The following is a 13878-nucleotide window of genomic DNA, read 5'->3' as shown; positions in this document are numbered from 1 at the left end:
GCCCCGGCGGGGTTCCGGCGTGACCGGGCGCCGTACTGATCCGCAGGTCAGCGCTTGCGGCGGCGCCCGGCTCCGGACCGCGGCGGCCGGGTGCGGCCCCGGGCCGGCGGGCCGGCCGAGGGTTCGGGGGCGGCCGGCGGGGTCGCGGAATCCTCTGTTCGGGCGAACGCGCCCTCGGCCACGCCGTCCGCCGTGTCGAGCGTCGGCGCGGTGAAGGTGAGGCCGCCGGCGCGGTCGCGGCGTTCGAGGGACCCGGGGGCCGGGGCCGCGGCGTCGAGGTTGAAGACGTAGCCGACGGACTCCTCCTTGATCGCGTCGGTCATGGCCCCGTACATGTCGAAGCCCTCCCGCTCGTACTCGATGATCGGCTCGCGGCCGAGTGTCCAGCGCAGGCCGATGCCGTCGCGCAGGTAGTCCATCTCGTAGAGGTGCTCGCGCCACTTGCGGTCGAGGACGGAGAGGACGACGAGGCGCTCCAGATCGCGCAGGGTCCCGGGGCCGAGTTCCGCCTCGCGCTCCTCGTAGCGGGTGCGGATGTCGTCGGTGACCGTCTCGACGATCAGCTCGGTGGTCAGGTTGTCGCGGCCGCCCTCGCGGTCCTCCAGCTCCTCGACGGTGATCCCGACGGGGTACAGCTGTCCGAGCGCGCCCCACAGCCGCTCCAGGTCCCATTCCTCCCCGAAGCCCTCGCCGGTCTCCTGCTCGACGTACTCCCGGACGGTGTCCTCCATGAAGTGGACGATCTGTTCGCGCAGGTCCTCGCCGTCGAGAACGCGGCGGCGTTCGGCGTAGATGAGCGTGCGCTGCCGGTTGAGGACCTCGTCGAACTTGAGGACGTCCTTGCGGGACTCGAAGTGCTGCTGCTCCAGCTGTGCCTGGGCGGAGGCGATGGCCCGGGTGACCATCTTGTTCTCGATGGGTACGTCGTCGGGGACGTTCGCCATGGCCATCACGCGGTCGACGACGTTGGCCCGGAAGAGGCGCATCAGGTCGTCCTCCAGCGAGAGGTAGAAGCGGGAGGCGCCTGGGTCGCCCTGCCGGCCCGAGCGGCCGCGCAGCTGGTTGTCGATGCGCCGTGACTCATGGCGCTCGGTGCCGAGCACATAGAGCCCGCCGAGTTCCTTGACCGCCTCGTGCTCGGCCTCGACCGAGGTGGTGATCCGGTCGAGTACACCGCGCCTCTCCTCCGGGTCCGCGTCCTCGCCGGTCTCGGCGAGGGCCATGGCCTCCGGGTTGCCGCCGAGCATGATGTCGGTGCCGCGGCCGGCCATGTTGGTGGCGACGGTGACGGCGCCCCGGCGTCCCGCCTGGGCGACGATCTGGGCCTCGCGCCGGTGGTTCTTGGCGTTGAGGACCTCGTGCCGTATCCCCTGCCTTCCGAGCCGTGCGGAGAGCACCTCCGACTTCTCGACCGAGGTGGTGCCGACCAGGACGGGCCGGCCGAGCTCGTGCTTCTCGGCGATGTCGGCGATGATCGCGGCGTACTTCGCCTCCTCGGTCCGGTAGATCTGGTCGGGGTCGTCGATCCGGACCATGGGCCGGTTGGTGGGGATCGGCACGACGTGCAGCTGGTAGATCTGGTGGAACTCGGCCGCCTCGGTCATGGCGGTGCCGGTCATGCCGGCGAGTTTGCCGTAGAGGCGGAAGAAGTTCTGGAGGGTGATCGTGGCGAGGGTCTGGTTCTCGTCCTTGACCGTGACGCCTTCCTTGGCCTCGATGGCCTGGTGCAGACCTTCGTTGTAGCGCCGGCCGGCCAGGATGCGGCCGGTGTGCTCGTCGACGATGAGCACCTCGCCGTCCACGACGACGTAGTCCTTGTCCTTCTTGAAGTGCTCCTTGGCCTTGAGGGCATTGTTGAGGTGCCCGATCAGCGGGGTGTGGTCGGACTCGTAGAGGCTGTCGATGCCGAGCTGGTCCTGGAGGTACTCGACGCCGCGGTCCAGGATCGCCACGGTGCGCTTCTTCGGGTCGTACTCGTAGTCGTGCCGGATCCGCAGTCCGGCGAGGCGGTCCTTGTCGGACGGCGTGGTGAACTGCTCCTCCTGTACGCGTACGCCCTCCATGTGCCGCGCGAACGCGGCGAAGGCCTCGTACCAGTGCGTCGGCTGGTCGGCCGGACCGGAGATGATCAGCGGGGTGCGCGCCTCGTCGATGAGGATCGAGTCCGCTTCGTCGACGATCGCAAAATGGTGTCCGCGCTGGACGAGTTCGTCCTTGGACCAGGCCATGTTGTCGCGGAGGTAGTCGAAGCCGAACTCGGTGTTGGTGCCGTAGGTGATGTCGCAGGCGTACTGGGCGCGCCGTTCGGCGGGGGTCGACTCCGTCTCGAGGACGCCGACGGTCAGCCCCAGGAAGCGGTACGCGCGCCCCATCCACTCGGCGTCGCGCCGGGCCAGGTAGTCGTTGACCGTGACGAGGTGGACACCCTTTCCGGTGAGGGCGTTCAGATAGACAGGGAGGGTGCCGACGAGGGTCTTTCCCTCGCCGGTCTGCATCTCGGCGATGTAGCCGAGGTGGAGCGCGGCTCCGCCCATGATCTGTACGTCGAAGTGGCGCATGCCGAGGACGCGGCGGGACGCCTCGCGCATCGCGGCGAAGGTCTCGGGCAGCAGGTCGTCGAGGCTCTCACCGGCGGCGTGGCGCTCCTTGAACTCCGGTGTGAGGGCCTGGAGTTCCTCGTCGGTCAGCGCCTTGAACTCCTCCTCCAGGGAGCCGACCTGCGCGGCGAGGTGCTCGAGGCGGCGCAGCATCCGGCCCTCGCCCGCGCGCATGATCCTGCCGGTGATGGCGTCGAGACCTTTTCCTGACATGGGAGTCCTCGCACTTCGGCGCGGCCGAACGGCGTCCATGAGCATCCCTGTCCAGCGATCGGCCCGCTGGAGAACAGGGTCACCCTGCTGATTCGCGAGGTGTGCGGAAACGCCGTGGCTGTGTTCTTCCCCGACTCCTCGGCGTATCCGCCGTTCCCGTTCGCCGTTCCCTTCATTGTTGACGCACGGCTGCGGTGCGGCAAGCAGCGGAAGGGCGAACGGGACCGTTGTCCATGACCGGGAAAGGTCAGCGAATGGGCCGGTGGACGTTCTCCAGTTTGCTCGCGCCGGGGGTCGCGTCGGCGATCCAGGGGCCGTCGCCGGACGGGTCGAGGACGCCTTCCTCCAGCCAGGTGTAGGTGCCCGACAGAACGCCCTTGACCACCTTGGCGTCGAGGTCGTCGGTGTTGGTCCACAGGCGTCCGAAGAGTTCCTCGACGCGGATGCGGGACTGACGGCAGAAGGCGTCGGCGAGCTGGTAGGCCTCGCGCCCGTGGTCTCCCGTGGTGCGTAGGAGTTCGGCCCGCACGCAGGCCGCGCTCATCGCGAAGAGCTCGGCGCCGATGTCGACGATCCGGCCCAGGAAGCCCTGCTTGGTCTCCATACGCCCTTGCCAGCGCGACATCGCGTAGAAGGTGGACCTGGCGAGCTTGCGTGCGCTGCGTTCGACGTACCGAAGGTGCGGGGAGAGGTCCACTTCGTGGTGGAACTCGTTGAACGAGCGCGGGAGTTGACCGGCTCCGGCGACCAGTTTCGGCAGCCACTTGGCGTAGAAGACACCGGCGTTCGCGCCCGCCTTCGCCTTGTCCGAGAGGGTCTTGTCGGGGTCGATGAGGTCACCGGCCACCTTGAGATGGGCGTCGACGGCCTCCCGGGCGATCAGCAGATGCATGATCTCCGTGGAGCCCTCGAAGATGCGGTTGATGCGCAGGTCGCGCAGGACCTGTTCGGCGGGGACGGCGCGCTCGCCGCGGGCCGCCAGCGACGCGGCCGTCTCGAACCCGCGTCCGCCGCGGATCTGGACCAGTTCGTCGGCCATCAGGCAGGCCATCTCGGAGCCGTACAGCTTGGCGAGGGCGGCCTCGATGCGGATGTCGTTGCGGTTCTCGTCGGCCATCTGCGACGACAGGTCGAGGACGGCCTCGAGGGCGAAGGTGGTGGCCGCGATGAAGGAGATCTTGGTGCCGACTGCTTCGTGGAAGGCGACCGGCTTGCCCCACTGCTCGCGCGCCGCCGACCACTCGCGGGCGATCTTCAGGCACCACTTGCCCGCGCCCACGCACATGGCGGGCAGCGAGAGGCGGCCGGTGTTGAGGGTGGTGAGGGCGATCTTCAGGCCCGCCCCCTCGGGTCCGATGCGGTTCGCGGCCGGCACCCGCACCTGGTGGAAGCGGGTGACGCCGTTCTCCAGGCCGCGCAGGCCCATGAACGCGTTGCGGTGCTCGACCGTCACGCCCTCCGAGGCGGCTTCCACCACGAAGGCCGTGATGCCGCCCTTGTGGCCCTCGGACTTCGGAACGCGCGCCATGACGACGAGGAGGTCCGCGACGACGCCGTTGGTCGTCCACAGCTTCACCCCGTCGAGGACGTAGTCGTCCCCTTCGGGCACGGCGGTCGTGGCGAGCCGCGCCGGGTCGGAGCCGACGTCCGGCTCGGTGAGCAGGAAGGCGGAGATGTCGGTGCGGGCGCAGCGCGGCAGGAAGGTGTCCCGCTGCTCCTGGGTGCCGAAGAGTTTCAGCGGCTGCGGTACGCCGATCGACTGATGGGCGGAGAGCAGCGCGCCGATCGCCGGGTTCACGGAGCCGACCAGGGCGAGGGCCTTGTTGTAGTACACCTGGGTGAGGCCGAGCCCCCCGTACTTGGTGTCGATCTTCATGCCGAGGGCGCCGAGTTCCTTGAGCCCGTTGATGGTCTCGTCGGGAATGCGCGCCTCCCGCTCGATCCGGGCGGAGTCGATCTTCGTCTCGCAGAAGTCGCGCAGTTTGGCCAGGAACTCCTCGCCGCGCTGGGTGTCCTCGTCGGGCGGGAGCGGGTGCGGATGGATCAGGTCGAGCCGGAAGCGGCCGAGGAACAGCTCCTTGGCGAAGCTGGGCTTCTGCCAGTCCTGTTCGCGCGCGGCCTCGGCGACCTGCCGGGCCTCGCGTTCGGTGACTGTGGGCTGGTGGGGTGTTGCGGACATGAGGCTCACCTCGCCGCGAATAGGGATCATGGGGCTGTTCGTTACCGACCGGTTCTACTCGATCGTATTTACCTGATTCCGGGTGACCCCACCAGTCCTCGCGCAGCGTTCGGCCCCATGGGCGCCCGCCGGAACGCGGGCCGGCACCACCCCTCGCCCGGGCCCTCACCAGGCCCCGCCTCCTCGGACAGGCACGTCGACGGTATTGCGCCGAAGGTTCCTTCCGGGGGACGGTCTGTGTACGCCGGTCAGGGGGCCGACGCACGCTCACGAGGGTGCCGAACCGCGTTCAGGAATTTCGCTGTCGAAGCGCTTCGACAACCTATGGACACTCCACCGCCACCGGGCTAGGGTCGAGCCACCCTCACTCGCCCCTATCCGCACCACGCGCACTGTCGAAGCGCTTCACAAAGCTTGGAGAGCTGGATGGTCACCCTCGCCGAGGTCGCCCAGCACGCCGGAGTCTCGGCGAGCACGGTGAGCTATGTCCTCAGCGGCAAGCGGTCCATCTCCGCGGGCACCCGGCAGCGGGTCGAGCGGAGCATCCAGGAGCTCGGCTACCACCCGAACGCGGGCGCCCGGGCCCTGGCGAGCAGCCGGTCCAACATCATCGCGCTGATGGTTCCGCTCCGCACCGACATGTACGTACCCGTGATGATGGAGATCGCCATCGCGGTGGCCACGAACGCCCGGACCCACGGGTACGACGTCCTGCTGCTCACCGGCGAGGAGGGGCCCGACGCGGTACGCCGGGTCACGGGCAGCGGGCTCGCCGACGCGATGATCCTGATGGACGTCGAACTCGACGACGAGCGGCTGCCGTTGCTGCGCGAGAGTGACCAGCCGTCCGTGCTCATCGGCCTCCCCGCCGTCACCACGGGCCTGACCTGCGTCGACCTCGACTTCGGAGCGACGGGCGCACTGTGCGCCGAGCATCTGGCGATGCTCGGTCACCGTGACATCGCTGTCATCGGCGAGGCGCCCGCCGTCTACGAGCGGCACACCGGCTTCGCCGAACGCACGCTCGACGGTCTCCGTTCCCGTTCGCGGGAGCTGGGCCTGCGCGTACTGCACCGCCCCTGCGAGGGCGGCTACGACGCGATGGCCCTCACCCTCGCCCGCATCCTCGACGAGCGCCCGGGCACCACGGGCTTCGTCGTCCAGAACGAGTCGGCGGTCGAACCCCTGCTCGCGCTGCTGCGCCAGAAGGGCCGTGCGGTGCCCGAGGACGTGTCGGTGATCGCGATCTGCCCGGACCAGGTCGCGACCCAGGCCTCGGTGCGGCTGACCTCGGTCGCCATCCCCGCACAGGAGATGGGCCGGCACGCAGTCGAGCATCTGATCGCCAAGCTCGAAGGGCACGGCAAGGACGAAGTCGTGCTGATCGCACCGGAGTTGACGGTCAGGGCGAGCACGGGTCCGGCGCCCGCCGCTCCCTGACCAGGACCCCTTCTCCCTGACCCACCACAACGCCTCGCCCTCTCCCTGCTCCAGGGCCCTTTCTCCCTGACCCGGGGCCCTTCTGCGGGCCCCTCTTCGCACCTCCGTGTCCCCTGCCAGGGCGCCTCCTCGTGCCTTCGCGCCCCTTCCCGGGCACCTCCCTGTCCGCAACTCCTTCATGTCTGCACTCCTTCAGGAGCACACCACGTGAATCAGCCTGCCGAAAACCAGCCTCAGGTCAGCCTCGCGCAGTCCTCCCCGACCGTCGGCACGTTCCGTGAGCGGGACGGCGCGCTGGAGTGGAGCGGTCGCACCGAGACCCTCAGGATCGAACCCTGGGGCCCCGACGCGGTCCGGGTCCGCGCCCGTCTCGGGGGTCCCGTGCTCGAAGGCCTTCCCGGAGCCCTGCTCGACGAACGGCAGGCCACCGAGAGAACGCTCGAACTCCGCGACGGCGAGGGCCGGTTGACCGTCGGCGCGCTGACCGCCGAGGTGAGCGCCGAGGGACTCGTCCGCTTCACCCGCACCGACGACGGCGGTGAGCTCCTCGCCGAGGAACGCGCCCACTTCTGGTGGCCCGGCCCTCGGCTCTACACCCCGACCGGCAACGGCCACCACCGTCTGGAGCAGCGCTTCGCCGCGTACGACGGCGAGAAGCTGTACGGGCTCGGGCAGCACCAGCACGGCCTGTTCGACCAGAAGGGCGCGGTTCTGGACCTGATCCAGCGCAACGCCGAGGTCACCATTCCGGTGCTCACCTCCAGCCGCGGCTACACGCTCCTGTGGAACAGCCCGGCCATCGGGCGGGTGGAGCTCGCGGGCAACGGCACCCGCTGGGTCGCCGACTCGGCCCGCCAGATCGACTACTGGATCACCGCGGGCACTCCGGCCGACGCCCAGCGCCGCTACAGCGCGGCGACCGGGCGTACGCCGATGCTGCCCGAGTGGGCGGCCGGATTCTGGCAGTGCAAGCTGCGCTACCGCACTCAGGACGAACTCCTCGACGTGGCACGGGAGTACAAGCGCCGGGGCCTGCCGTTGTCCGTCATCGTCTGCGACTTCTTCCACTGGACCCACCTCGGCGACTGGAAGTTCGACCCGGCCGAGTGGCCCGACCCGGCCGCCCTCCAGGCCGAACTCGCCGCACTCGGCGTCAAGCTGGTCGTGTCGGTCTGGCCGTCTGTCTCCCCGCTCTCCGAGAACCACCAGCTCATGGAGCAGCGGGGCTACTTCATCGGCACCGAGTACGGACCGATGGCGCACGCCGACTGGCCGGACAAGCAGGTCGCCTCCACCGTCCAGGTGGCCTTCTACGACGCCACGAACCCCGAGGCGCGCGACTTCCTGTGGTCACGGGTGAAGGACAACTACCTCGATCCGTACGGCATCTCGGCCTTCTGGCTGGACGCCTGCGAGCCGGAGCTGAAGCCGGGCTTCTCCGAGAACCTGCGCTACCACGCGGGCCCGGGTCTCGAGGTCGGCAACCTGTACCCGCGCGAGAACGCCCGCACCTTCTACGAGGGCCTGCTCGCGGCCGGGGAGACCGAGATCGTCTCCCTCAACCGCTCTGCCTGGGCGGGCAGTCAGCGCTACGGGGCCGCCCTGTGGTCCGGCGACATCGGGACCGACTTCGCGACCCTGCGCCGCCAGATCGCCGCGGGCCTCAACACCGCGCTGTCCGGCATCCCCTGGTGGAACACCGACATCGGCGGCTTCCACGGCGGCGACCCGGACGACCCGGCGTACCGCGAAGTCATGGTCCGCTGGTTCCAGTTCGGCGCGCTGTCCCCGCTGATGCGGCTGCACGGCTTCCGCGACCCGGGCCTGCCGCTCGGTCCCGACATGACCGGCGGCCCGAACGAGGTCTGGTCGTACGGCGAGGAGGCCGGCACGATCATGGAGAGGTACCTCCGGCTGCGCGAGCGCCTGAAGCCGTACGTGCTGGACGTCATGCGGGAGGCCCACGAGGAGGGGCTGCCGGTGATGCGCCCGCTGTTCCTGGAGTTCCCGGGCGATCAGGCGGCCTGGTCGGTGGACGACGCCTATCTCTTCGGCCCGGACCTGCTCGTCGCGCCGGTCCTGACCGCGGGCGCGACGGCCCGTACGGCGTACCTCCCGGCGGGCGCCCGCTGGACGGACGCGTGGACCGGGAAGACGTACGAAGGGGGCGCGTCCGTGACGGTCGAGGCGCCGCTGGACCGGATCCCTCTCTTCCTGCGGGACGGGGCGAGCCTGCCGGTGGCCGAATAGCCGGGTGCGGCCCGGCTCCGGGAGGGGCCGGGCCGCACTGTCACGCGGTGATCAGCTGCTGCTGACCGTCAGGTTGTTGGCGACGAAGTCGAGACCGCCCGCGGACGAGGTGATCTCGAAGCCGAACTGCACGTCGCCGATGGTCTCGGCGCTGGACATCCAGCCCTTGGTGTTCGCGATCCACCTCATGATCGGGAGGATGTTGACGGTGCCGGACGTGGAGTCCGAGGTGCGCAGGAACGAGAAGACCTCGTTCGCGCCGTTGTTGCCCTTGTAGACGGTCCAGGTGTTGCCGTTCAGCGTGAGCGTGCCCTGCGAGGTGCCGAGCGCGCCGACGGCACCGTTGTAGTTGACCCAGAGCATGGTCTCGTAGTCGTAGTCGGTGTCCCAGATGTCGTACGAGGTGTTGTACGCGCCGGACGACGGGACGGTGACGTTGTAGGTGCTGGTGAGGGAGGACAGCCCCCCGATCGTCTTGCCGACGTACTTCTTGGAGTTGGGGTAGGACTTGATGCCGCCGGTGTCGGGGTGGTCGGCCCAGACTCCCCAGTTGGTGCCGGAGTTGGCCCAGACACACTGGCTGCCCGCGCCGGAGCCCCAGATGTTGTTGTAGAGCGTGTAACCGTTCAGCGTGGTGTTGCCCCACTGGTCGCAGGAGGACCAGACGGCGGCCTGGGCGGGGGCCGAGGCGAGGCCGATCGTCGCGCCGAGCGCCAGCGCGGGGGCGACGAGAGCCTTGGTGATCCTGTTCAGTGCGCGAAGTGCCATGGGTGTCCCTTCCATGGGTGGGGGGAAGTGCGGGGGTCTACCGCGGCCCCAGGGTGAGGACGCGGTCTTCTCCGGCGCTCAGGGAGAGCGGTCGCGCGCCGGCGGAAGTCCGGAGTTCGATGCGGCAGGTGCGGCCCGGTCGCAGGACGGCCGTGGCACCGTCGGGGGTCCAGGTGAGGTCGGCCTCGGCGCCGAACCTCGTCCGGATGCCGCGGAGTTCGCCACTCGGGAGGGCGGCCGGCAGCGCGGGGAGCAGGACGAGCCGCTCCGGCGTGGAGTGGATCAGCGCCTCGATGAGCACGGCGGGCAGTGTGTGGGCCGCGTCGGCGTTGTAGACGTGCCGGTTCGGGTAGTGGCCGCTCATCAGGGAGACGTGGAAGAAGTCACCGGCCAGGACGTTGTCGAGAGCGCCCGCCACGCGTTCCGCGTCCCCGAGCCGGGCGGCCACCAGGGCGTGGTGGAGGTGACCGTGCGCCGAGTCGTTCTCGGCGCCCCGCAGTTCGAGGGCCCGATGGGCCGCGGCGGCGAGCTCGGGGGTGTCGTACGGGTTGATCTCGTCGAGCGGCCAGACCCCGTAGAGGTGGCTGAGGTGCCGGTGGTCGTAGCTGTCGTCGAGTCCGGGCCAGGCCCACTCGGCCAGCGCGCCCTCGGCGTTGATCCGGTGCGGCGGCAGCCGGTCGGCGAGCGCGCGCCAGCGCTCCGCGTCGGGTCCCGGGTGGTACGAGGCGGCCGTGCGCAGGGCGTGCCGGGCCGCCGAGACATCCATGGCGGCGTTGACGGTGATCCATCCGGCGTTCGCGGGACGGTTCTCCGGGGAGTACGACGGCACGATCACCAGGTGGCCGTCGTCGTCGGTCCGGGTCAGGAAGTCCTCGTAGAAGCGGGCCGCTTCGGCGAGTGCGACGGCGAGGCGCGGGTCGCGTCGGCCGCAGGTCTCGTCGTGGTCCACGAGGGGCTTGAGCAGCCAGTCGGCGCCTGCGGTCCACACGTGCAGCGGGTAGGCGCGGCTGAGGTGATAGATGTGGCCGGACTCTCCGTCGGTGTGGGCGGGGGCCACGACACCGCGTGCGCCGAAGACCGCCCGGGCGTTGTCCCGCCAGTCGGGCAACTGGTCCTGGATCAGGGCGGCATGAGCCTCGGTGACCTCGGGGAGCGCGGCCGCGGCGGCCGAGGCGGTCTGCAGATTGAGGTTGGCGTCCGTGGTGAACGCCCCGGACCAGGCGGTGTCCCAGTCGCCGGTCCAGAGCCCGGTCAGCCGGGGCGGCAGCGTCCCGGCCGAGGACAGCAGGTGGTGGCGGCCGGCCGCGAAGAGCCGTTCCAGGAGGGCGGGGCTCTTCGGGCGCCGGACCAGTTCCGAGCCGGGAAGGGCCCGTTCGGAAGGGTCGGCGTGCAGGTCGAGGGTGACTCGGAGGTAGGCGGCCCCGTGCAGGGCGGTGTGGCGGGCGAGCAGGTGGGCGTAGGCACGCTCGGCGACGTCCTCGGCATGGCCGGCCTCGGGCAGCAGTTCCCGCAGCGCGCGGGCCTCGGCGAGAACGTCCGGTTCCCCCGGGTGCCGGCGCACCCGGGTGAGCAGCAGCATCGAGCGGGCGCCCCGGACCCGTACGCCGGGGAGGGCGGGACGGGTCCGGCCGTCGGTGACGAGGAGCGTGACCCCTGTGTACCCCAGGTCAGCGGCCGGATAGCGGGCGCGCAGGGTGAGGAGGGCGCCCTCGGGGGTGAGGACGGCTCCGTGTCCCACCGCGAGGTCGGCCGGCGCGCCCGGCAGCCGGTGGTCCAGCGTCACGTCGAGGGTGAGATCGGGGGCGGTCACGTACTGCGCGATCACGTCGTCGGCTCGTGAGACGAAGACCTCGCTGCGCCGGTCGTCGCACAGGGCGCGGACGACGCCGGTGCTGAAGTCCGCCTCCCGCCGGTAGGCGCGCCACCGCACGGCCGGGCGGCTCAGCCGCACCTGGAAGCCGGGGTGGAAGGGCTGCACCCACAGCAGCGGCCGTCCGTCGGTGAAGTCCTCCCCGGCGGTCACGTCTCCGGCCAGCAGTCGGTCCTGTACGTCGGTGAGGCGGTCGGCGAGCTCGGGCGGGCGGGCGTCCGCGCTGCCGTTCGGACGGATCAGGCGGTGATGGTTGACGATCAACCGATCGTCGTTCGGATCGCCGAACACCATGGCGCCGTGTGTGCCGTTCCCGCTCAGGAAAGCGTCCTCCCAGCGGGCGGCGGGCCGGGGTTCCCAGGTGCCGTGGACGGGGGCCGCGGTACGGGCGCCGTCCGTCCGGGTGGCGGCGGTGGCAGTGTCTTCGCCGCGGGCGTCGCCACGGGGGGCGCCGTCGGCGCGGACGTGGTCCGTCATCGGGCGAGCACCACCGCTCCGTGGCGCTCCAGTCGTACGGAGTCGGTGAAGGCAGTTCCGCCGAGCAGGTCGCGGTGGCTGCCCGGGATCTCGACGGTCACCGCGTCGCGCCCATGGTTGAGCAGGAAGAGCAGATCGCCGCGCCGGACGGCCTCGACCCGGTCGGGCAGTCCGTCGAGCACCGGCCGGACGCCCGCGCCGTGCGCCGCGCCGGCCAGCAGTTCACGCAGGGCCGCCGGTTCGGGAAGGGTGGAGAGGTACCGGGCGGTGCCCTTGCGGAGCACGGCCGGCAGTCCTTCCAGCTCGCCGCCCCTGTAACGGGTCTCGACGGCCCCTGTCCCGTCCGGCTCGATCTCCTCGGACCAGAGCGTGCCCGCGAAGCCGTCGCACGCCACGGTCTCTCCCGCGTCCAGCGGCCACCACTCGTGCAGCGTGCGGATGCCGAACAGCTCGCGCAGCCGCTCGTCCATGCCGCCCGGCCGTACCCGGTCGTCCTCGTCGGCGACGCCGGTGAGGAAGCCGCAGACGAGCGTCCCGCCCGATCGCGCGTAGGCGAGGAGGTTGTCGATCGCCGCGTCCGTGAGCAGGTACAGCTGGGGCACGACGACCATCCGGTAGGCGGAGAGGTCGTGCTCGGGATGCGCGAACGCGGTGGTGAGATGGGCCTCCCACAGGGCGCGGTGCCAGGCCCGTACGACCTCCGCGTAGTCGGCCTCCGAGGACAGCCGGCCGTCCTGCGCTCCCGCCCACCAGGAGTTCCAGTCGTGCAGGATCGCAATGTCCGAAAGGACATGACCACCCGTCACATGGGCGCTGATCCGCGCGAGTTCGGCGCCGATCTCCTTGATCTCCTGGAAGGTCCTGCCCCGCTCCCCCGCGTGGCCGATCATCCCCGAGTGGAACTTCTCCGCACCCTGCCGGGACTGCCGCCACTGGAAGTAGCAGACGGCGTCGGCGCCGCGCGCCACGGCCTGGAGCGACCACAGTCGGTTGAGGCCGCGCGGCTTGGGGTGGTTCACACCGCGCCAGTTGACCGCTCCGGCCGCCTGTTCCATGAGCATCCAGGGTCCGCCCGCGGCCTGGGAGCGCGTCATGTCCTGGACGAGCGCGCCGTTCTGCGCGCCGAGGGGGTCGCGCGGGTCCGGATAGAGGTCGACCGAGACGACATCCTCCTCGGCGGCCCACCGCCAGGCGTCCTGGCCGGCCCACATCGGCATGAAGTTGCTGGTCACCGGTATACGCGGGCTGTGGCGGCGGACGATGTCCCGCTCGGCGGTGTAACACTCCAGGAGCATGTCGGAGGTGAACCGCTTGAAGTCGAGCACATGCGTCGGGTTCTTCATGTAGTGCGCGTGACGCGGCGGCAGCACCTCGGGCCAGCCGTCGTATCCCTGGCTCCAGAAGGCCGTTCCCCAGGCCGTGTTGAGGGCTTCGAGGGTGCCGTACCGGTCCTGGAGCCAGCGGCGGAAGGCGGCGGCCGCCTCGTCGCCGTAGTCGAAGGTGCAGTACTCGTTGTTGATGTGCCACATCGTGAGAGCGGGGTGGTTCGCGTAGCGGGCCGCCAGGTCCTCGGTGATGGCGGCGGCACAGCGGCGGTAGACGGCGCTGGAGTGCGAGAAGTGCTGCCGGGAGCCCCACCATTCGGTGCGGCCGTCCTCGTCCCGGGGCAGCGTCTCGGGGTGCAGCCGTCCCATCCAGGGGGGTGGCGCGGAGGTGGGGGTGGCGAGCACGACGCCGATGCCGTTCTCGTGCATCAGGTCCATCAGCCGGTCCAGCCAGCCGAACTCCCTTGCTCCCGGGCGTGGTTCCAGCTTGGCCCAGGAGAAGACGCCGAGGGTGACGGAGTTGACGCCGGCCTCCTTCATGAGGCGTACGTCCTCGTGCCAGGTCTCCTCGGGCCACTGCTCGGGGTTGTAGTCGCCCCCGAAGAGGATGCGTCCCCAGGTGGCGTCGCTCAGAGTCGGCCGCCCGGACTCAGGACCGGTTCCGCTGGGCGTGCGCATGACCTACCTCGATCGGGGGGAGTGGACCGCCGCGGCCGACCGCTGGTCAGGAGCAGGTCGGCCGCGGCGAGCGGAGGGGTG

General features: G+C 70.4%; 7 protein-coding genes. 2 read left to right on the top strand and 5 right to left on the bottom strand.

Features of this window, described 5'->3' with window-relative positions:
• Positions 1-47 precede the first annotated feature (47 nt).
• Complete coding sequence (secA, locus tag OG788_RS32145) at positions 48-2810, bottom strand: preprotein translocase subunit SecA (protein WP_406374715.1); 2763 nt, start codon at positions 2808-2810, stop codon at positions 48-50.
• A gap of 247 nt (positions 2811-3057) precedes the next feature.
• Positions 3058-4989 (bottom strand): acyl-CoA dehydrogenase family protein, encoded by a 1932-nt coding sequence (locus OG788_RS32140; RefSeq protein ID WP_406374714.1) that lies wholly within the window; start codon positions 4987-4989, stop codon positions 3058-3060.
• Positions 4990-5415: 426 nt separating this feature from the next.
• Between OG788_RS32140 and OG788_RS32135 the strand changes: the two genes are divergently transcribed.
• Positions 5416-6429, top strand: coding sequence for a LacI family DNA-binding transcriptional regulator (locus tag OG788_RS32135; RefSeq protein ID WP_356752483.1), 1014 nt, complete (start codon positions 5416-5418; stop codon positions 6427-6429).
• Between the two features lie 207 nt (positions 6430-6636).
• Complete coding sequence (locus OG788_RS32130) at positions 6637-8679, top strand: TIM-barrel domain-containing protein (protein WP_406374713.1); 2043 nt, start codon at positions 6637-6639, stop codon at positions 8677-8679.
• A gap of 51 nt (positions 8680-8730) precedes the next feature.
• Here OG788_RS32130 and OG788_RS32125 read toward each other — a convergent pair whose 3' ends face one another.
• Genes OG788_RS32125 through OG788_RS32115 form a run of 3 tightly spaced genes read right to left on the bottom strand, consistent with a single transcriptional unit; the run spans position 8731 to position 13797 of the window.
• A complete protein-coding gene (locus tag OG788_RS32125) occupies positions 8731-9447 on the bottom strand; it encodes a glycoside hydrolase family 12 protein (RefSeq protein ID WP_406374712.1) in 717 nt (238 codons plus the stop codon).
• A gap of 37 nt (positions 9448-9484) precedes the next feature.
• Complete coding sequence (locus tag OG788_RS32120) at positions 9485-11794, bottom strand: glycosyl hydrolase family 95 catalytic domain-containing protein (protein WP_406374711.1); 2310 nt, start codon at positions 11792-11794, stop codon at positions 9485-9487.
• Positions 11791-13797: a beta-galactosidase gene (locus OG788_RS32115; RefSeq protein WP_406374710.1), complete on the bottom strand. Its 2007-nt coding sequence runs from the start codon at positions 13795-13797 to the stop codon at positions 11791-11793. Before OG788_RS32115 ends, OG788_RS32120 begins: the two co-directional genes overlap by 4 nt.
• Between the last annotated feature and the right edge of the window lie 81 nt (positions 13798-13878).

It is taken from the genome of Streptomyces sp. NBC_00647, from assembly GCF_045207245.1.
GTDB lineage: Bacteria > Actinomycetota > Actinomycetes > Streptomycetales > Streptomycetaceae > Streptomyces.
Note: the sequence above shows the minus strand (reverse complement) of the source record. Positions and strands in the feature narration are given on the sequence as shown.

Excerpts from the sequence above, each read along its gene's own strand:
- secA (WP_406374715.1), bottom strand. The coding sequence starts at position 2,810 with ATGTCAGGAAAAGGTCTCGACGCCATCACCGGCAGGATCATGCGCGCG.
- OG788_RS32140 (WP_406374714.1), bottom strand. The coding sequence starts at position 4,989 with ATGTCCGCAACACCCCACCAGCCCACAGTCACCGAACGCGAGGCCCGG.
- OG788_RS32135 (WP_356752483.1), top strand. The coding sequence starts at position 5,416 with ATGGTCACCCTCGCCGAGGTCGCCCAGCACGCCGGAGTCTCGGCGAGC.
- OG788_RS32125 (WP_406374712.1), bottom strand. The coding sequence starts at position 9,447 with ATGGCACTTCGCGCACTGAACAGGATCACCAAGGCTCTCGTCGCCCCC.
- OG788_RS32120 (WP_406374711.1), bottom strand. The coding sequence starts at position 11,794 with ATGACGGACCACGTCCGCGCCGACGGCGCCCCCCGTGGCGACGCCCGC.
- OG788_RS32115 (WP_406374710.1), bottom strand. The coding sequence starts at position 13,797 with ATGCGCACGCCCAGCGGAACCGGTCCTGAGTCCGGGCGGCCGACTCTG.